This window comes from Mycobacterium sp. SM3041 (assembly GCF_039668335.1).
Lineage (GTDB): Bacteria > Actinomycetota > Actinomycetes > Mycobacteriales > Mycobacteriaceae > Mycobacterium.
On sequence record NZ_JAYXBQ010000042.1, the window covers coordinates 115176 to 133758 of the forward strand.

Below are 18583 nucleotides of genomic sequence, written 5' to 3' on the forward strand. Positions count from 1 at the left end.
ACCCGTCAAGTGGGTTACGCTCGGAGTCAACCGACCAGTTATTTGGTTGGGTGCGCCACAAGCCCACAGCCGGTCACAGGAGGCAACGATGCCCATCGCGATCACGTCCGAGCACAACGATCTGGCCGATTCGGTCCGGTCCCTGGTGGCGCGCGTCGCGCCGTCCGAGGTGCTGCACGAGGCCCTCGAGACACCGATCAGCAACCCACCGCCGTACTGGGCTGCCGCCGCCGACCAGGGCCTGCAGGGCCTGCACCTGTCGGAAGCCGTTGGGGGGCAAGGCTTCGGCATCCTCGAACTCGCGATAACCCTGGCCGAATTCGGCTACGGCGCGGTCCCCGGCCCGTTCGTCCCGTCGGCCATCGCCAGCGCACTGATCGCCGCACACGACCCCAAATCGGCCCTGCTGCCCGGCCTGGCCTCCGGCGAGACCATCGCCGCGTACGCCTTGACCTCGGGACTGACCGCCACCGCCCAGGGCGACGGACTCGTCGTCAGCGGTGAAATCCGCGCCGTCCCCGCCGCCGCGCAAGCCGCCCTCCTGGTGGTGCCCGCCGACGACCGGTGGGTCGTGCTCGATACCGCGGGCCTGCAGATCGACCCGGTCCAGAGCGTCGACCCGCTGCACCCCGTCGCCCATGTGCGCGCCGATGCCGTCCCGGTCGCCGCCGACCGCGTCCTCACCGGCCTGACGAACCCGCACGCACGGGCCCTGATCACGACGCTGCTGTCGGCCGAATGCGTCGGTGTCGCCCGGTGGGCCACCGACACCGCCGCCGGGTACGCCAAGATCCGGGAGCAGTTCGGCCGGCCCATCGGACAGTTCCAGGCCATCAAGCACAAGTGCGCCAACATGATTGCCGAGACCGAGCGCGCCACGGGCGCCGTCTGGGATGCCGCCCGGGCGCTCGACGAGCATGCGTCGGGGGACGCCGACTCCGACTACCTGTTCGCCGCCGCGGTGGCCGCCACGTTGGCACCCGTCGCCGCTCAGCACTGTGCGCAGGACTGCATCCAGGTGCACGGCGGCATCGGCTTCACGTGGGAACACGACACCAACGTCTACTACCGGCACGCCATCGCGCTGGTCGCCGGGTTCGGCCGCGCCGCCGAGTACCCGCGGCAGGTCGTGGACCTGGCCACCACCTCCGGCATGCGGTCCATCGACATCGACCTGGACCCGGACACCGAGAAGCTGCGCGCCGAGATTCGTGCGGAAGTGGCTGCGCTGAAGGCACTTCCGAGCGGACCGGAGCGCAACGCCGCGATCGCCGAAGGTGGCTGGGTGCAGCCGCACCTGCCGACACCGTGGGGCCGGGCCGCGACGCCGATCGAGCAGATCATCATCGCCCAGGAATTCAGCACCGGGAAGGTGCGGCGCCCGCAGATGGGCATCGCGGCATGGATCATCCCGTCGATCGTGGCGTTCGGCACCAGCAAGCAGCAGCAGGACTTTCTGCCGCCCACGTTCCGCGGCGACATGATCTGGTGCCAGCTGTTCTCCGAGCCGGGCGCCGGTAGCGACCTCGCCAGCTTGACCACCAAGGCCGTCAAGGTCGACGGCGGCTGGCGCATCACCGGCCAGAAGATCTGGACCACCGGCGCGCAGTTCTCCGCGTGGGGAGCGCTGCTGGCCCGCACCGACCCCAATGCACCGAAACATCAAGGCATCACGTACTTCCTGCTCGACATGAAGAGCCCCGGGGTCGAGGTCAAGCCGCTGCGTGAGCTCACCGGCAACGCGATGTTCAACACCGTCTTCATCGACGACGTCTTCGTCCCCGACGACATGGTGCTCGGCGAGGTGAACCGCGGCTGGGAGGTCAGCCGCAACACCCTGACCAACGAGCGGGTGTCGATCGGCAGCAGCGAGCCGCCGTTCCTGGCCAGCTTGGACCAGTTCGTGGGGTTCCTGCGGGACGGCGAATTCGACGAGCTGCAGCGCCACGAAGCGGGCAAGCTGATCGCCGAGGGCCACGCCGCCAAGCTGCTCAACATGCGCTCGACGCTGCTGACCCTCGCCGGTGGCGATCCGATGCCGGCCGCCGCGATCTCCAAGCTGCTGTCCATGAAGACCGGCCAGGGCTACGCCGAATTCGGGGTCGCGTCATTCGGCAGCGACGCCGTCGTCGGTGACCCGCAGCAGCCCTCCGGCCGGTGGGACGAATACCTGCTGGCCGGCCGCGCGACGACCATCTACGGCGGCACCTCCGAGGTGCAGCTGAACATCATCGCCGAGCGGCTGCTGGGCCTGCCCCGCGACCCGTAGCCGGCACTCGCCGACGGTCGGAAAACCCCCATTTCAGTGCAGAAATGGGGTTTTCCCTACTGTCTGCGGGCATTCACCCAGGTGTACCGTTGACGTAGACGGAAACATTTTTGGTGGTGATGATCATGACCACACGAGTACTGGCGACACGAGCGTCGCGCGCGCTGCGACTGGTGTTCATCGGGGCCGTCGCGATCGCGTTCACGATCCTGCCGACGGCGCTGCGCAACCCGACCGTCACGCTGCATGCGACCGGGGAACCGTGCGTCGACGGCGTCGTCCCGTGGAACCCCTACGTCGTGAACTGCAACCTGCCGGCGCGCAACACCCCCAAGGTGCGCGGCGCGGCTCCCGACGCGGGCGCCATCATCGCGTGCCACGACAAGCCCGGTTGCCTGTCCTGGTACGTCAACAACTAGGCGACTAGACGTCCATGTCGCGCAACGCGCGCTTGAGGATCTTGCCCGTGGGGTTACGCGGCAACTCGTCGAGGAAGATGACCTCGCGCGGAACCTTGTAGCGCGCCAGGTGATCTCGCACGTAGGCCTTGATGTCGTCCTCGGTGACCGTCGCCCCGTCGACCTTGACGACGAAGGCCCGCAGCCGCGCGCCGAAGTCCTTGTCGTCGACGCCGATCGCGGTCGCCTCCACCACGTCGGGGTGTCCGCTGATCAGGTCCTCGACCTCAGCGGGGAACACGTTCTCGCCGCCGGAGACGATCATCTCGTCGTCACGGCCGCTGACGTACAGGAGCCCGCGCTCGTCGAAGTAGCCGACGTCGCCCGACGACAGCATCCCGTCGATGATCTCCTTGCCACCGCCGCCGGTGTACCCCTCGAACGGGAAAGTGGTGCCGACGAAGATGCGCCCGACGCTGCCCTGCGGCACTTCCTTGCCGTTGTCGTCGAAGATCTTCACGCGGACGCCCTTGACCACCGGGCCGACGGTCGCCGGGTTGATCGACAGATCCTGCGGACGCGCGATGGTGGCGAACGAGATCTCGGTTGACCCGTAGAGGTTGTAGATCACCGGCCCCAGATCTTTGAGCGCCCGCGTCGCCAATTCGGATCCCAGCTGCGACCCCGACACGAACACGATGCGCAGGCTCGACAGATTCGGCTTCGGTGACGTCTTGTCCAGTTCGTCGAGGATGCGCGACAGCATCACCGGCACGACCACCATGGCGGTGACCCGGTGCCGCTCGATGTCGGCGAGTACGGTCGCCGGCTTGAACCGGCGCCGCAACACCAACGTGCTGCCCAGCAGCATGGCGATGGTCGAATGCAGGTAACCCAGCGCGTGGAACATCGGCGCGGGCAGGCTGGTGACCTCACCCGATTTGAACGGCACCGACGACAGCACGCCACCCACCGGGGCCAGCGACGGCGGGGCACTTCGGTTGGCGCCCTTGGGCGTTCCCGTGGTGCCGCTGGTCAGGATGATGATGGACGCGGGCTTCGCGACCTTCGGCGGCGCGAGGCTGCTGGTCCGGGCGATGACGTCGGCCAGGGATTCATCGAGGCTGCCCGACGGTTCCGCCTTGTCGGGGTTGTGCCCCAGGGCCCGCAGCTTGCCCAGCGGCGGTTCGGACAGCGCGACGGCGTCGGCGTACTCGTCGTCGTAGATGATGAGCTGCGCGCCCTCGCGTTCGGAGACCTCCTTGATCTGCGGACCCGAGAATTCGGTGTTCATCAGGATGATTCGCGCGCCGACCCGCGCCGCGCCGTACACCGAGATCAGGAACCACCGATGGTTGCGGGCCAGGATGGCGACACCTTCGCCGGCCTGAACACCCTTGGCGCGCAACGCGTTGGCCGTCGCGTTCACGGCGTCGTCGAACTCCTGGAAGGTGATGTCGCCGTCGTCGTCGATGACGGCGGTGCGGTGCGGGGTGCGGCGCGCGTTGAGCGCCGGGACCATGCCGATCTCACCCCAGCGGACGATGTCGGCCAGCATCGCCGCGATGTGCTGTGGCGATTCGAGTTTGAGCGCACCCGCTTCGAACATCTTCCGGGCGTAGTGCAATTCGGCGGCGCCGCGGTCAACATATTTACCGACCGACTTCTCCAAAGTTTCCTGAACCTTGTTTGCCACCTGTGACGGGAGGTCGGTCAGCTTCGCCATGAGCCAACCATAGGTGACACCGCGGGAAACGCGGCCAGAACTCCGGCCCCAATTCTCGGGCCAATTACGATGACTTCATGGGTGACTCGCGGTCCCTCGAGGTGGGTGGGCGCGAGGTTGTCGTGAGCAACCCCGGCAAGGTGATCTTTCCCGAACCGGGCGTGACCAAGCTCGACCTGGTCAACTACTACCTCGCCGTCGCCGACGGCGCGCTGCGCGGCGTGGCCCGGCGGCCCATGATCCTGAAGCGGTTCGTGAAAGGCATTGCCCAGGAAGCGATCTTTCAGAAGCGGGCACCGGAGAAGCGGCCGGACTGGATCGACGTCGCCGAGCTGAAATACGCGTCGGGCACCTCCGCGAAGGAAGCCGTCATCGACGAGGCCGCCGGGCTGGTGTGGGCCGTCGGCCTGGGCTGCATCGACTTCAATCCCCACCCGGTCCGGGCCGACGACCTGGAACACCCCGACGAGCTGCGCGTCGATCTCGATCCGATGCCGGGTGTCGAGTGGCCGCAGATCCTCGACGTCGCAGCTGTCGTCCGCGACGTGCTCACCGACTACGGGCTGACGGCCTGGCCCAAGACGTCCGGCTCGCGGGGCTTCCACATCTACGCCCGGATCGAGCGGAACTGGCCGTACAAGCAGGTGCGGCTGGCGGCCCAGACCGTGGCCCGTGAGGTGGAGCGACGGGCACCCGACCTGGCGACGAGTCGCTGGTGGAAAGAGGAACGCCAGGGCGTGTTCGTCGACTTCAACCAGAACGCCAAGGACCGGACGGTGGCGTCGGCCTACTCGGTGCGGTCGCGGCCCGACGCCCGCGTCTCGACACCGCTGTTCTGGGACGAGGTCCCGGGCTGCCGTCCCGAGGAGTTCACCGTGGCGACGGTGCCCGGCCGGTACGCGCAATTCGGTGACCCCTGGGCCGGGATGGACGACGCCGCCGGCGGTCTGGAGGGGTTGCTGGCGCTGGCCGAAGAACTGGGTCCGATGCCCAAAACCGAGAAATCCGGGGGCAGCACGTCGGCCGACGGACGCCGGGCGTCGCAGATGCCGCTCATCGAGGTGGCCCGGACAAAGACGCGCGACGAGGCGATGGCCGCGCTCGACGAATGGCGGGCGAAGCATCCGGAAGCGGCATCTGCGCTGGAAGCCATAGATGTTCTGGTCGACGGCATGCGCGGTCCCAGCTCGATCTGGTACCGCATCAGGATCAATTTGCAGCACGTGCCGGAGGAATTGCGGCCGCCGCAGGAGCCTCTCATCGCCGACTATTCGCCGTGGGTCGGGTACCACGGCCATCAGATGCGCCGTCCGTGACCGTTACCCCGCTGAGACCATGTTTGCTAGCTGGAGCAATCACACTTCTTAGCGATGATTTAGGACTTACTCCCCGGTACCTTAACTTGGCCACATAACTTCGATCTCGAGCCGGAGAAACGACACAGCTGTCGGGCGTCCGGCAACATCGAAGGGAGGCATCACATGGCTGTAGTGACAGGCAAGGCCACCGGCGACGCAACAACGTCTGCCGCTTTCCGCTATGGCAATCCGGCGGTCGCCTGCGGCGACGCCGAGGTGCGCGCCCAGTGCCGTCAACTGGCGACGGTGCTCACCGTCACCGGAGTCATCGACGAAACCGATGTGGACCTGGTTGCAGCGCAGGCACGGCGCTGCGTACTCCCAGAGAAGCCGTTCATCCTGGACCTGAGCGGGGTCACCTCGTTCGCAGTGTCCTGCGTCGAACTGCTCGACAAGGTCAACGACAGCTGCATCGCAGCAGGCAACGAGTGGTCTCTCATCGCATCCCAGCCGGTTTCGACCGCACTGCTGGCCTGCGGCGCAGAGTCCGCCTTCCCGACCGCAACCTCCGTCTCGGAAGCGCTGCACCACTTCTCGGACAGCATGTACGAGCGTCGCCGGTTGCTGCCGTTCCTCACCAAGAAGTCCGCGTAAGACAGGAACTGAATATGTTGATCGATCTCCGCTGGCTGAGTGCCCTGCTCCACCACCGTCGTAAGACGCAGATGGCGACGCCGGCCTTCTGACCACTTCGACCTCCAACACGGTGCCGACACCAATCTGGTGTCGGCACCGTGCTTTTTGTCGGTGTCGCCTCCTGCCTGGGCACAGGATCGAACGTCAGGCGCCGAAGTCGATGCGCACGATCGCGCTGTCGTCCCAGACACCGCGGTTCCGCGCCTTCTGCCACTTTTCCCGCCACGGCAGCCCGGCGTGCACCTGGGTCACTCCCGGAATCCTGATCAGCGGCACCAGATTCCACTGCCACCCGTAGCGCCGGTGCAACACCCGGTTGGCCTCGGCTGCGGCCCCATCCTCGAGGATCGTCGCCGTGCCAGTGAATACGGTTGCGCCGCTGCGCTTTCGGCCGCGGTAGTCGCACGCCGTCAGTTCGACTTGCGGATGTGCGCGCAGCCGTGCGGTTTTCGGACCGCGCTTGGTCCGGAACACGATCGAATCCTGCTCGACGGCGAACCAGATCGGCGTATCGACCGGCTCGCCGTCGCGTCGGTAGCTCCGGAGCATTGCGTAGCGGGTCGTGCCCAATTCACTGATGTCTGATCGCTGTGTGTTGGTAGCCATGCAGACAGTCAACGACTTAGAGTTGGCTTCAAGTCAAGGCCGAACCAGGAGTGTCATGGCCACGTTCACCATCGGCGAAGTGTCGGCGCGCACCGACGTCGCCGCGACGACGCTGCGCTACTACGAACAGATCGGCCTCATCCCGGCGCCGGCACGCACCGGGGGGCAGCGCCGCTACGACGACACCGTCATCGATCGCCTCAACGTCATCCGGGTGTGCAAGACGGCGGGGTTCTCTCTCGATGAGATCCAACTGCTGTTCGCCGACGACGCGCCCGGGCGCCCGGCCAGCCGCGCATTGGCGGAGACCAAGCTTGCCGAGATCGACGCCAAGATCGCCGAACTGCACCTCGCGCGCGCGGTCGTCGAATGGGGCATGCAGTGCACCTGTCCATCGATCAGCGCGTGCAGCTGCGGTATTCACCCCGCCAAGCCCGGGGACGCCCGGACGGCCTGAGGCCTGCTGTCAGTGCCCGCCCGCGCGGGAACCGCCGACCTCCGCCGGCAACGGCGGCGGCAGCGGCGTGGTCGGTACGGGCGCGGGAGCTCCGGTGACCGGTGTGGGCGGCGCACCCACCGGTGACGCAGCCGGCGCAGGCGTGGCGGCCGCGGCTCCGGGCAGGGGCCCGCCGCTGCGGAAGAAGGTCATGGGCTCGGACCGGATGGACTGCGAACCCGCGCTGATATCAAGTGATTTCGCGCTGACGGTATAGGTGATGCCATCGCTCGTCGCGGTGTAGCCGCCGCGGCCGTCCGCGCTCGCGGCGACGATCAGCTTCGCGCCGTCGCTGATCCGGACGCCGCGATATTGGTACTCTCCGCCGGCGCTCCTGCAGATGGCGACCCGTGACGATGCGGTACTGCCGAACGCGACCGCGGTATCGCCCGTCGGACACCGCGCCGTCGAGTCGAGGAACCCCTGGGCGTCCGTCGCGGGCTCGGCCACCACCAACGGGCTTCCGGCCAGCGCCAACACCGCACCCGTCAGCGTCGCGGCAGCCAGCCCCGCAGCACGGAATCTGAAGTCGGACATCGTCACCACCACATCACACCCTGACCGGTTCGGCGAGCGCCCACACCGCACCGCCGGCAAATGATGTGGCCGTCACAGCGGCCGGGCCTGGATGAATTCTTGGAAAACTTCAGCTTGATTTATTTACCCGGGCAGGGAAATAGTGCACGTATTGCCTGGTCAGGCGGCCGATGGGGCTTTTTGCTCGGCTAGAGGCACCTCCGTCTTTCCGCTACTTTCAGACCGCCTAATTCCGCTCTGCCTCACTGAATCCGGGGTCCATCATGCAAATCGCTGTTCGGCACAACGCACTGCCTTCGTCTCTCGTTGCCGGCATGTGCTCGGTGTGCGTCGTCGCCTCGGTAGGAGCCGCGGCACCGCTGCCCGCGCCGCACTCCCTGCAGGCGGCACATTCCGCTGTGGCCACCGTGTCCCACGTGTCCACCTACGCGGAGAAGTACTACCTGACCGCCTTCCCGGCCGATCTGCTCCAGCTGATCTCGCTGCCGTTCACGGCATACCAGACGTTCCTGAACAACCTCATCGCCGGCCCGAATGAGTTCATCAAGGCCATCAACACGCTCAACGCCGCGATCTACAACCAGACCGTCGGGCCGTTCGTCGCGCAGTTGATCCAGGGCCCGAACGCCATCATCACCGGCCTGAACACCATCAACAAGGCGATCTACAACCAGACGCTCCTGCCGATCGTCAACACCCTGATCGCGGCGCCGAACGCCATCATCAAGGGCATCAACGCGATCAACGCCACCTTCTTCAACGGCACGACCGCGAAGATCCCGGTGCTCATCACCACCGCGATCAACACCGCGATCGCCGCGTTGCAGAACCTCAGCACGCTGCCGGCCACCATCATCAAGGGGATCAGCGCCTTGCCGGGTGCCCTCATCGCCGGACTGCAGGCGCTGCCGGGCGCCATCCTGTCCGGATTCCCGTTGGCCGCAACGCCGTTGGCCGCCACCACGTCGCTGAAGACGCTGGCCTCGACCACGACGCTGCCGACCACCCAGACGCTGTCGCTGACGGCCAAGCCCGCCGCCGCCGAGGCGGAGACGCCGAAGGCCACCGGTGCGACGTCGCCCGAATCCGGCACACCGGGCACGACGCCCACGAGCACCGACACCGGTAAGACGACGGAAACCGCCGGCACCCCCACGGACAGCCAGACGGACGCCAAGGACACCAGCAAGACCGCCGGCAAGACCGACGAGAAGGCCGAGACCAAGGGCACCGACACCAAGTCGACCGACACCAAGGGCACCGAGACCAAGGGCACCGATGCCAAGGACTCGGGCGCCAAGGACACCGAGACCAAGGGCGCCGACAAGCCGGACACCAAGTCCGACAGCAAGTCCGACGACAAGGCCGGTGCCGACAAGTCGACCGACGACAAGTCCGCGAAGGCCACCTCGGGCAAGTCCAAGAAGACCGACAAGTCCGCGAAGGGCGGCAAGCACAGCGCTCCCGAGGGCGCGAGCGGTTCGGTCTCCGTTCCCGCGGGTTCGACCGGCGGCAAGCACCGCGCCCCCGAGGGCGGCAGCGCGTCGCACGCGTCGAGCAGCAGCAGCCACGACAGCTGACCACTAGCGCAACAACATTGAGGGCTGTGGCTTTTCGAAGCCACAGCCCTCAATGCGTTCCCGTAGGCGGGATCAGGATCAGTAGCCGGGTATCGCCGGAACGACCGGCGAGGACGCCAGCTGCAGCGGCGCCTGCGTCGCGGGAGCCAGCAGACCCGGTGTGGGCACCGTTACCGCCGGGGCGGTGAGGCCCGGCGCCGAAGCCACCGGGGCGGTCGCCGCACCGAGCGCACCGGAGACCGGAGCCGTCGCGGCCCCCAAGGTGCCCGGCAGTGGTGCCGTAACAGCGCCCAGCGTGCCCGGCAGTGGTGCCGTCGCGGCCCCCAAGGTGCCCGGCAGCGGGGCCGTCGCCGCGCCCACGACGCTCGACACCGGGGTCGTCGCCGCGCCCAGCGTGCCCGGAACCGCGGCCGTCGCGCCCGACAGGTTCGGCAGGCCGACCGACGGCACAGAGGGCAGCCCCGGCGGCGTCACCGGCAGGCCGCCGTTCATCAGGGCCGGGATGTTGCCGTTGGCGAGCGCCGTCATGAATGCGGGGCACTGAGTCTGGATCGCGACCTGCGTGGCGAATCCGGCCAGCGGCGGGGCGATGCCGCCGTTGCCGCTCATCTGGGTTGCCGTGCTGGCCATCTGACTACCCGGCTGCACCAGCAGCGGGCAGATCGAGGTACCCACCTCGGCGATCGCGTTGCTGACGGGTCCGTTGTTGCCGATGCCGACATCATTGAGCGCGTCATGGACGACGTCGGCCTGGGCGCGTGGTCCCCACATGAGGGCGGCGGCCACGATGGCGCCGGCCACCACGACAGGTCGCAGCACCGCGGCGGACGTCGCGATGACATCCACCGAGCCGACCTGGGTCCTTCCGGTCTTCGGCCGGCCCGGGCGGGCGGCCACCGGTCGTCTGCGGTACGTCACTTCAGTAGTTGCGGTCATCAGCACGCTCCCTGTTCCTGAGTGCTCGGCGCCACACTGGGCACTGGTTTCACTTCGGTAACGGTGGGCTACAAAAGTCACAAAAACAACACGGACCGATAACCGTTCGAACCCTATGCGTTTCGCTACCTTGATCTCTGAGACCGGGCTGAAATTCTGTCTCCTTTTCTTACGGGAGCTTCAACTCAATAACACCAGTAGTCACATTCGCCTCATTTGCACCTTTTGACACAATTTGAAAGTGGCGTCAATACTTGGGCCGAACATTGGCCGTTTCGAGCCCTGTCATCACCGACCCGACCCGCCGTCGGACGTCGAGAAAACCCCGCATCAATTGACGCCGGAGTAGGCCTTACTTTGTTCATAGGTAATGGTCAGACGCGTGTGACATACTGCACTTTGGTCAGAAAAGGGGAGGTGATCTCCGCGTGATGCCCCACGCGCGGCTGCTCGCCGCCTCCAGCCTCGTAACAGCGGGTTTGCTGGCGCTGGGCCCCGCAGCCGTCGTGGCATTGGCCGACACAGACAGCGGCAGCTCCAGCACAGGGACCTCGGGCGGCTCGACCACAGGCGGCACCACGGGCACCACAGGCACCACGACGGGCACGACCACGGGCGGCACCACCACGGGCTCGGACACTTCGTCGACGACCGGTGGCAGCACCACAACCGGCTCCACGACCACGGGATCGTCGACCACCACCGGCTCCACGACCGGCGGCAGCTCGTCACCGAACCTGCAAACCACCTTGGGCGGCATGGTCGGCCAGTTCACCCGCATCATCCAGCACCCGACCAGCGTCATCGGCGGTGCACCGCTGACGGGCCTCGTGCCGGGCGTCAAGCCCAAGCCCGGTCAGAACGCTCCGCTGCTCACCCCCGGCGGCTCGTCGACGTTCTCCGCGCCCGCGCCGGCGAACACCGGGGCACCGCAGCCGTCGGCGGCTCTGACGCCGGAACCGACGAAGAACAGCCAGGACACCGGCCCCGCGACCGAGTCCAAGCCCCCGCTGGCGCAGCTGCCGCTGGCCGCGGCCCAGGTTCCATTGACCGCACTCGATCTCGTCAAGACCACCATCCCGACGGTCGTCGACGCGGTCCCGATTCCGGGTCTCGCGGCACTACCCGTCTTCGCCGACGCCCTGATCAACCCCATCGAGACCACCGTCCGCGAGTTGGCGACGGCCGCGTCCAACCTGCCGTTCCTGCAATACACGCCGGGCATGCCCGCCATCCAGTTGCCACCGGACAGCCGGTCCTTCCCGCAGAGCGCGCCCCAGCTGCCGAAAACCTTTGCCGCAAGCACTGATTCGTTGCCACGCGACATCTCGCCGGGTGCTCCGGGCACCACCGACAAGCCGGTCCCGCCGGTCCAGCCCCGGAGCGTCTTCGCTGCCGAGTCGCACCTCGTCGCGTCGAAGGACTTCCGGCCGGGTTATCCGGACTACCTGCGGGCCGCCGGCCTCAGCGAGGTGGCGGCGGTCGCCGTCCCCGGATTCGCCGGCATCATCACGCTCACCGCCGCCGGCGGGTTGGTCGGCTACCGGCAGGCGCGCGCCACCTCGTCGGCACCCGCTCGCGCCCAGCGATTCGTCAACTAGGTCCTGGCCCAGGTCGACGGCAGCATCGGCTTCCGCACCACATCGCTCGGCACCGTCGCACGTGAACCCACCAGACCACGTGCTGTGGCGTCGAGTCCGGCACGGCTGCCAGAAGCACTGACCTCGGGTTCGGCAGGTGTGCCGGGCAGCGTCACCCGACCGTCGGCTGCCATCGATTCATGCCGGTATTGCCGCGTTTTCCGGCGCCGGCGGGCCGCGCGGCGCTCGGCCACGGCCGCGCTTGCCGCCACCGGCTCCTGAACCGGGGTGGACACCGCCTGGCCGGCCGAATCGCGCACGGTCGGCGCGGAACCTTCCCCGCCCGGGCCGACACCGACGGCGTACAGGTACGGCACGTCGGCGACAGGAACCATCGGTGCGGCGGGCGACGACGGCATCGGCGCCGAACCCGATTGCGGCGCCGGTGCGGGCGCCGCGGCCGTCGGGGCAGGCGCTCCTGGCGTCGGCAATTCGCTGTGATCCTGAACATGGTTGTCGCCCAGAGCAATTGATTCGGCAACTGGACCCGCCGTCAGCTCCGGAGCCGGCTCGGCCGGGGCTGCGGCGCTCGCTGCCGCGGCCGCCGCGGCAGCGGCCGCGGGTGCGGGTATCGCGGCGAACGGGCCGAAGTAGATGAGTGGATCCAGCACCGAGTAGGTCAGGATGCTGAACAGTTTGGCGTTCACCGCCGCCGCCGCGCCGTCCAACACCTGAGTCACCATGCTGCGCAACGGTTCCGGTAGCTCGCGGGCCCACTCGGCCAGCCCGTTGACGAGCTTTCGTATCTGTTCGACGACGATGCCCGCGGGATCGCGGAACGTGAATTGACCGGGGCCCGGCGAGGCTGCCCGGGCGGAGACACCGGCTTCCGCCGACGTGATGGCCGGCGCCGGCGATGCGGTCGGCGCCGACTCGACACTCACGGTGGACACGCCCTCGTAGACCCGCATGGTCGCAGCCGCCTGCAGCCACATCCGGCCGTAGTCGGCCTCATTCAGCGCTAGCGGGATGGTGTTGATGCCAAGGAAATTTGTCGCGAGCAGGCCGGTGTGCACGGCATGGTTGGCGGCGAGTTCGGCCAACGTCGGCATCGCCGCGACGGCCGCCGAATAGGCGGCGACGACGGTGTCGTGCCGCTGGGCGATCATCTCGGCGACGGCGCTCATCGAGGTGAGCCAGTCGAGGAACGGCCCGTGCGCGGCCACATACTGCAGGGCGGTCGGACCTTCCCACGCCCCACCCTGGACCGTCGCCAGGATGCCTGCCAATTGCGTTGCAGCGTCGGCATATTGGGCAGCCAACGCCCGCCATGCCGCGCCCGCCGCCAACAACGAGCCTGGCCCCGGCCCAGTCGAGAGCAGTGCCGAGCTCACCTCCGGCGGCAGCGTCTCCCATATCGTCGACACGCAACTTAGGCTAACCTAAGTAACGATATCGAGGTTGGCTACGTCAGCGGCCAAGGATTTCGGCCGAGGACTCCCCCGATGCCCGCCGACCGGGAAGAATCGGTCGTGACCGGAATAACCCGGCTTCCTCAATCCGTTGGGAATCGACGTGACCGAACATGAACTGAGCCCCACCGACTGGGTGCGCAAGCAGACCGAACAGATTCTCGCGCAGGGCACCACCGATGGTGTGCAGATCCTCGATCGGCCGGTGGTCCTGTTCACCACCACCGGAGCCAAGTCCGGCAAGAAGCGTCTCGTGCCGTTGATGCGCGTCGAGCACAACGGCCGCTACGCCCTCGTGGCATCCAAGGGCGGCGCCCCCGAGCACCCGTCGTGGTACCACAACGTCAAGGCCCACCCGCAGATCACCGCGCAGGACGGCGACAAGGTCTACGAGCTGACGACACGTGAGCTCGAGGGTGAGGAACGGCAGGAATGGTGGGACCGGGCCGTCGAGGCCTACCCGCCCTACGCCGAGTACCAGACCAAGACCGACCGGCTGATCCCGGTCTTCATCGCCGAATAGCGTCCCGCTCCTCCACCGCAAGCAGCCGCCGCGCGGACTGCAACAAGATGCGGTGGAGTTCGTCGTCGGGGATGTCCTGCAAGTCGGGATCCATCGCGCTGCCGTAGACGCCCGAGGTGACCAGCGACATGGTCACCCGGGTCTCGGTATCCGCGCTGTCCATGCCCAGCACCTTGCGCAGGCGCTGGTTGATGGCGCTGCACTCCTCGTGGGTTTTGACCAGGGTGTCGATGGCCGGGTCGCGATAGAAGACGGCCGTCACGCGCCGGTGCCGGACCGCGAGCTCGACGAAACCCGTGATCGCGGCCTCCTGGCGCGCCGCCGCGCTCTCCGCGGCCTCGATCGCCGTGGCCAGCTGATCAAGTTCGGCGAACACCGGACGGATCACGGCGAGCACGATGTCGTCCTTCGAGTGGAACTGGTAGTACACGGAAGCCTTGCTGACCCCGAGGTGATCGGCGATCATCTGCAGCGATGTGCCGTTCACGCCGTGGTCCGCAAACAACGCCAGGGCGGCTTCGATCACCCGTGCCCGCGCCGATCCGCGTGGCCCCACCGATTTGGCCAATCCTCGCTCCCTGTTCAACGCCGACCCGAACCGGTCGTCGTGTAGCGGCGGTCACCGCTGTTGCGGCGACGTCACCTGCGTCACACGGGAAACCCCGATGTGGGCACCGACCTGCATCAATTGATTCGCTTAACTTGTCTAAGTTTACCGTGGTGGATACGCTGAGTCTGCCGATCGGCAGATTGAAATGTGACACAGCTGGAGGTGCCGCACAAGCGGTGCGCAACGCCCCAGCTCACACGGTCCGCCAAGGCATGTCGAGCAACAAGGACGGGGAGGTCAGCGTGACCAAGGAGATCGCAGCGTGATCGGCAATGCGCTCAAGAAGGCGTGGATCCCGTTGCTCATCCTCGCCGTGGCCCTCGTCGCCGGCTTCACCGTGCAGCGCGTGCGCACCTACTTCGGCCAGAACCCCGTCATCGTCACCCCGCGCAACTTCGCCGACGATGCCAAACCGTTCAAGCCCAAGGTCGTCACCTACGAGATCACCGGCACCGGCAGCTACGCCGACATCAACTACCTCGACCTGGACGCCAAGCCCCAGCGCATCGACCACGCGCCCCTGCCCTGGAAGCTCACCCTGTCCACCACCGCACCGGCAGCGTCGCCGAACATCGTCGCCCAAGGCGACGGTGACTCCATCACCTGCGCCGTCCACGTCGATGACGAACTCAAAGACACCCGCACCTCCACGGGCGTGCACGCCCAGACCTTCTGCCTGGTGAAATCTGCATGAGCAACCACAGCCTCGATACCCCGACCGACTCGTTTCCCAAGGCCGGGCAGGCACCGCACCGGCCGCTGATCCCGCGGGTCATCCGCACGCTCGCCGTCCCGGTCATCCTGGCCTGGATCGGCATCGTCGTGGTGCTGAGCACGATCGTCCCGCCGCTCGACGAGGTCGGCAAGATGCGCTCGGTCTCCATGTCGCCGCACGACGCACCGTCGATGATCGCCATGAAGCAGATCGGTTCCGACTTCAAGGAATTCGACTCCGACAGCTCGGCCATGGTGGTGCTCGAGGGCGAGCAGCCGCTGGACGCCGCCGCCCACGCGTACTACGACCAGATCGTCGCCAAGCTCCAGGCCGACACCGCGCACGTCGAGCACGTCCAGGATTTCTGGAGCGACCCGCTGACCGCGTCGGGCTCGCAGAGCGCCGACGGCAAGTCCGCCTACGTGCAGGTCTATCTGCGCGGTAATCAGGGCGAATCGCTTGCCAACGAGTCCGTCGAGACCGTCGACAAGATCCTCAAGAGCGTCCCCGCGCCGCCAGGCGTCAAGAGCTACGTCACGGGCGCGGCCGCCCAGGCGTCCGACATGAACGTCGCCGGCGACCGCAGTTTGAAGATCATGGAGGCCGTCTCGTTCGCGGTCATCATCATCATGCTGCTGCTGGTGTACCGGTCGATCATCACGGTGCTGATCGAGCTGTTCATCGTCATGGTGCTGGTGGGCGCGGCGCGCGGCCTGGTGGCCGTGCTCGGCTACTACAAGATCATCGGCCTCTCGACGTTCGCCACCAACCTGCTGCCGATGCTGGCCATCGCGGCGGCGACCGACTACGCCATCTTCCTGATCGGCCGGTATCAGGAAGCGCGCACCGCGGGCATGTCCAAAGAGGACGCCTACTACGACATGTATCACGGCACCGCGCACGTCATTCTCGGTTCGGGTCTGACGATCGCCGGCGCGACGTACTGCCTGCACTTCACTCGACTGCCGTACTTCCAGACGCTGGGCATCCCCCTGGCCATCGGCATGGTCACCGTGGTGTTCGCCGCGCTGTCCCTCGGCCCGGCCCTCATCACCGTGGTCACCAAGTGGGGCAAGACGCTCGAACCCAAGCGCGCGATGCGGGTGCGGGGCTGGCGCAAGATCGGTGCGGCGATCACCCGCTGGCCGGGCCCGATCCTCGTCGCCACCATCGCGGTGGCGCTGGTCGGCCTGGTGGCAATCCCCGGCTACAAGACGAGCTACGACGACCGCCAGTACATGCCCGCGGACCTCACGTCCAACGAGGGTTATGCGGCCGCCACCCGGCACTTCTCCCCGGCCCGCATGAATCCCGACCTACTGCTGGTCCAGACCGACCACGACCTGCGCAACCCGGCGGACTTCCTCGTGATCAACAAGATCGCGAAAGCCATTGTGGCCGTTCCCGGTATCGCTCAGGTGCAGGCCATCACGCGGCCCGAGGGCACGCCCATCGAGCACTCGACCATCCCGTTCCAGCTGGGCATGCAGAGCACCACGCAGGTCATGAACCAGAAGTACCAGCAGGACATGATGAACGATATGCAGAAGCAGATCGGTGACATCCAGGTGAGCATCGACACCATGACCAAGATGCAGGGCATCACGGTCCAGATGTCGACCGTCATGGACAGCATGGTCGGCAAGATGCACGGCATGTTGTACGACATCGAGGATCTGCGAAACCACATCTCCGATTTCGACGACTTCTTCCGGCCGATCCGCAATTACCTGTACTGGGAACCGCACTGCTACGACATCCCGGTCTGCTGGTCCATGCGGTCGGTGTTCGACACCCTCGACGGCATCGACACCATGACGGATGACTTCCAGTCCGTCATTCCGGACATGGACAAGATGTCCGCGCTGACGAAGCAGATGGTCACGGTCATGCCTCCGCAGATCGAGACCATGAAGAACATGAAGAAGTACATGCAGATGATGTACGCCACCCAGAAGGGGCAGCTGGATCAGCAGGCCGAGGGCCAGAAGAACTCCAGCGCCATGGGTGAGGCCTTCGACAAGTCGAAGAACGACGACTCGTTCTACCTGCCGCCGGAGGCCTTCGACAGCGCCGACTTCAAGCGCGGCATGAAGAACTTCATCTCACCGGACGGCAAGTCGGTGCGGTTCATCGTGCAGCACGAAGGCAATCCGCTTACACCCGAAGGCATCTCGCACATCGATGCCATCAAGCTGGCCGCCAAGGAGGCGATCAAGGGCACCCCGCTCGAGGGCTCGAAGATCTACCTGGCCGGTAGCGCGGCGACGTTCCGCGATATGGCCGAGGGTTCCGACTACGACCTGATGATCGCCGGAATCTCCGCTCTCGCACTGATTTTCGTCATCATGCTGCTCATCACCCGGGCTGTGGTGGCGGCGGCGGTGATCGTGGCGACGGTGGCGATATCTCTTGGCGCGTCGCTGGGTATGTCGATCCTCATCTGGCAGTACCTCATCGGGCTACCGCTGCACTGGATGGTGATCCCGATGTCGGTGATCATCCTGTTGGCCGTCGGCGCGGACTACAACCTGCTGCTGGTCGCCCGCTTCAAGGAAGAGATCCACGCCGGCCTCAACACCGGCATCATCCGCGCGATGGGCAGCACCGGCTCGGTGGTCACCAACGCCGGCCTGGTCTTCGCCTTCACCATGTCGTCGATGATCATCAGCGAGCTGCGCATCATCGGCCAGGTGGGTACCACGATCGGCCTGGGCCTGCTGTTCGACACCCTGGTCGTCCGGTCGTTCATGATGCCGTCGATCGCCGCCCTCATGGGCAAGTGGTTCTGGTGGCCGCAGATCGTGCGTCAGCGGCCGAAGCCGGTGCCGTGGCCGACCCCCGCCGAGAAGGTCGACGCGACCGTCTGACCCGTCGTACCGAAAAGCGCCGCGCTGAGATCGCCTCTCAGCGCGGCGTTTTTGTTCTGTAGAGAACTCTCCAATTGCGAGATACGTCGTTTCGGTCACGAGGCACTGACGGCCATCCCGACTGCAGCCAGGGACTTTCTCGGGCCGCCGGCGGTCCCTGGGCTCGATCGCGGCGTCAGATCGCGGTCACGATTGAACTCACGCACTCATTCGCGAGGCCGGCCGGTACGGGAGCAGCGCCACGGACCCCGGGCACGCAAAATGCCCGCCT

At 66.7% G+C, this 18583-nt stretch carries 16 protein-coding genes; 10 read left to right on the plus strand and 6 right to left on the minus strand.

Annotated elements, in window-relative coordinates; translation table 11 throughout:
• Positions 1–88 precede the first annotated feature (88 nt).
• Both VXD91_RS11815 and VXD91_RS11820 read left to right on the plus strand, forming a co-directional pair.
• The gene (locus tag VXD91_RS11815; protein WP_346415491.1) at positions 89–2269 is read left to right on the plus strand and encodes an acyl-CoA dehydrogenase; all 2181 of its coding nucleotides are present in this window, start codon (positions 89–91) and stop codon (positions 2267–2269) included.
• A gap of 125 nt (positions 2270–2394) precedes the next feature.
• Positions 2395–2688: a hypothetical protein gene (locus VXD91_RS11820; protein ID WP_318984737.1), complete on the plus strand. Its 294-nt coding sequence runs from the start codon at positions 2395–2397 to the stop codon at positions 2686–2688.
• Positions 2689–2692: 4 nt separating this feature from the next.
• On the opposite strand, the gene fadD2 is transcribed toward VXD91_RS11820, so the two are convergent.
• The gene (gene fadD2, locus VXD91_RS11825; protein ID WP_318984738.1) at positions 2693–4393 is read right to left on the minus strand and encodes a long-chain-fatty-acid--CoA ligase FadD2; all 1701 of its coding nucleotides are present in this window, start codon (positions 4391–4393) and stop codon (positions 2693–2695) included.
• A gap of 77 nt (positions 4394–4470) precedes the next feature.
• Between fadD2 and ligD the strand changes: the two genes are divergently transcribed.
• Together ligD and VXD91_RS11835 are read left to right on the plus strand one after the other, a co-directional pair.
• Complete coding sequence (ligD, locus tag VXD91_RS11830) at positions 4471–5709, plus strand: non-homologous end-joining DNA ligase (protein WP_133425879.1); 1239 nt, start codon at positions 4471–4473, stop codon at positions 5707–5709.
• Between the two features lie 165 nt (positions 5710–5874).
• The gene (locus VXD91_RS11835) at positions 5875–6345 is read left to right on the plus strand and encodes an STAS domain-containing protein (protein WP_073694664.1); all 471 of its coding nucleotides are present in this window, start codon (positions 5875–5877) and stop codon (positions 6343–6345) included.
• 186 nt (positions 6346–6531) lie between these two features.
• Here the strand turns inward: VXD91_RS11835 and VXD91_RS11840 are convergent, their stop codons facing one another.
• Positions 6532–6993 carry a PPOX class F420-dependent oxidoreductase gene (locus VXD91_RS11840; protein ID WP_318984739.1) on the minus strand — a complete coding sequence of 154 codons (462 nt, stop codon included), beginning with the start codon at positions 6991–6993 and terminating at the stop codon, positions 6532–6534.
• A 55-nt stretch (positions 6994–7048) separates the two neighbouring features.
• Here VXD91_RS11840 and VXD91_RS11845 point away from each other — a divergent pair, with 55 nt between their 5' ends.
• Positions 7049–7450, plus strand: a complete 402-nt coding sequence (locus VXD91_RS11845; protein WP_318984740.1) for a MerR family transcriptional regulator — start codon at positions 7049–7051, stop codon at positions 7448–7450.
• Between the two features lie 9 nt (positions 7451–7459).
• Here the strand turns inward: VXD91_RS11845 and VXD91_RS11850 are convergent, their stop codons facing one another.
• On the minus strand, positions 7460–8026 hold the full coding sequence (locus tag VXD91_RS11850; RefSeq protein ID WP_318984741.1) for a hypothetical protein: 567 nt from the start codon (positions 8024–8026) through the stop codon (positions 7460–7462).
• A 263-nt stretch (positions 8027–8289) separates the two neighbouring features.
• Here VXD91_RS11850 and VXD91_RS11855 point away from each other — a divergent pair, with 263 nt between their 5' ends.
• Positions 8290–9606: a hypothetical protein gene (locus VXD91_RS11855; RefSeq protein ID WP_346415494.1), complete on the plus strand. Its 1317-nt coding sequence runs from the start codon at positions 8290–8292 to the stop codon at positions 9604–9606.
• Between the two features lie 78 nt (positions 9607–9684).
• On the opposite strand, the gene VXD91_RS11860 is transcribed toward VXD91_RS11855, so the two are convergent.
• A complete protein-coding gene (locus tag VXD91_RS11860) occupies positions 9685–10542 on the minus strand; it encodes a hypothetical protein (protein WP_346415495.1) in 858 nt (285 codons plus the stop codon).
• A 428-nt stretch (positions 10543–10970) separates the two neighbouring features.
• On the opposite strand from VXD91_RS11860, the gene VXD91_RS11865 reads away from it, so the two are divergent.
• Positions 10971–12143 carry a hypothetical protein gene (locus VXD91_RS11865; protein ID WP_318984744.1) on the plus strand — a complete coding sequence of 391 codons (1173 nt, stop codon included), beginning with the start codon at positions 10971–10973 and terminating at the stop codon, positions 12141–12143.
• On the opposite strand, the gene VXD91_RS11870 is transcribed toward VXD91_RS11865, so the two are convergent.
• A complete protein-coding gene (locus VXD91_RS11870; RefSeq protein ID WP_318984745.1) occupies positions 12140–13549 on the minus strand; it encodes a PPE family protein in 1410 nt (469 codons plus the stop codon). The genes VXD91_RS11865 and VXD91_RS11870 overlap by 4 nt on opposite strands.
• A 148-nt stretch (positions 13550–13697) precedes the next feature.
• On the opposite strand from VXD91_RS11870, the gene VXD91_RS11875 reads away from it, so the two are divergent.
• Positions 13698–14117, plus strand: a complete 420-nt coding sequence (locus tag VXD91_RS11875; protein ID WP_133425869.1) for a nitroreductase family deazaflavin-dependent oxidoreductase — start codon at positions 13698–13700, stop codon at positions 14115–14117.
• On the opposite strand, the gene VXD91_RS11880 is transcribed toward VXD91_RS11875, so the two are convergent.
• Positions 14104–14685 (minus strand): helix-turn-helix domain-containing protein, encoded by a 582-nt coding sequence (locus VXD91_RS11880; RefSeq protein WP_166427985.1) that lies wholly within the window; start codon positions 14683–14685, stop codon positions 14104–14106. The two genes, VXD91_RS11875 and VXD91_RS11880, sit on opposite strands and share 14 nt — an antisense overlap.
• A 304-nt stretch (positions 14686–14989) precedes the next feature.
• Here VXD91_RS11880 and VXD91_RS11885 point away from each other — a divergent pair, with 304 nt between their 5' ends.
• Positions 14990–15421: an MmpS family transport accessory protein gene (locus tag VXD91_RS11885; RefSeq protein ID WP_346415496.1), complete on the plus strand. Its 432-nt coding sequence runs from the start codon at positions 14990–14992 to the stop codon at positions 15419–15421.
• Positions 15418–18312: an MMPL family transporter gene (locus VXD91_RS11890; RefSeq protein ID WP_346415498.1), complete on the plus strand. Its 2895-nt coding sequence runs from the start codon at positions 15418–15420 to the stop codon at positions 18310–18312. The genes VXD91_RS11885 and VXD91_RS11890 overlap by 4 nt, the downstream gene beginning before the upstream one ends.
• Positions 18313–18583: the final 271 nt, after the last annotated feature.

Excerpts from the sequence above, each read along its gene's own strand:
- VXD91_RS11815 (WP_346415491.1), top strand. The coding sequence starts at position 89 with ATGCCCATCGCGATCACGTCCGAGCACAACGATCTGGCCGATTCGGTC.
- VXD91_RS11820 (WP_318984737.1), top strand. The coding sequence starts at position 2,395 with ATGACCACACGAGTACTGGCGACACGAGCGTCGCGCGCGCTGCGACTG.
- fadD2 (WP_318984738.1), bottom strand. The coding sequence starts at position 4,393 with ATGGCGAAGCTGACCGACCTCCCGTCACAGGTGGCAAACAAGGTTCAG.
- ligD (WP_133425879.1), top strand. The coding sequence starts at position 4,471 with ATGGGTGACTCGCGGTCCCTCGAGGTGGGTGGGCGCGAGGTTGTCGTG.
- VXD91_RS11835 (WP_073694664.1), top strand. The coding sequence starts at position 5,875 with ATGGCTGTAGTGACAGGCAAGGCCACCGGCGACGCAACAACGTCTGCC.
- VXD91_RS11840 (WP_318984739.1), bottom strand. The coding sequence starts at position 6,993 with ATGGCTACCAACACACAGCGATCAGACATCAGTGAATTGGGCACGACC.
- VXD91_RS11845 (WP_318984740.1), top strand. The coding sequence starts at position 7,049 with ATGGCCACGTTCACCATCGGCGAAGTGTCGGCGCGCACCGACGTCGCC.
- VXD91_RS11850 (WP_318984741.1), bottom strand. The coding sequence starts at position 8,026 with ATGTCCGACTTCAGATTCCGTGCTGCGGGGCTGGCTGCCGCGACGCTG.
- VXD91_RS11855 (WP_346415494.1), top strand. The coding sequence starts at position 8,290 with ATGCAAATCGCTGTTCGGCACAACGCACTGCCTTCGTCTCTCGTTGCC.
- VXD91_RS11860 (WP_346415495.1), bottom strand. The coding sequence starts at position 10,542 with ATGACCGCAACTACTGAAGTGACGTACCGCAGACGACCGGTGGCCGCC.
- VXD91_RS11890 (WP_346415498.1), top strand. The coding sequence starts at position 15,418 with ATGAGCAACCACAGCCTCGATACCCCGACCGACTCGTTTCCCAAGGCC.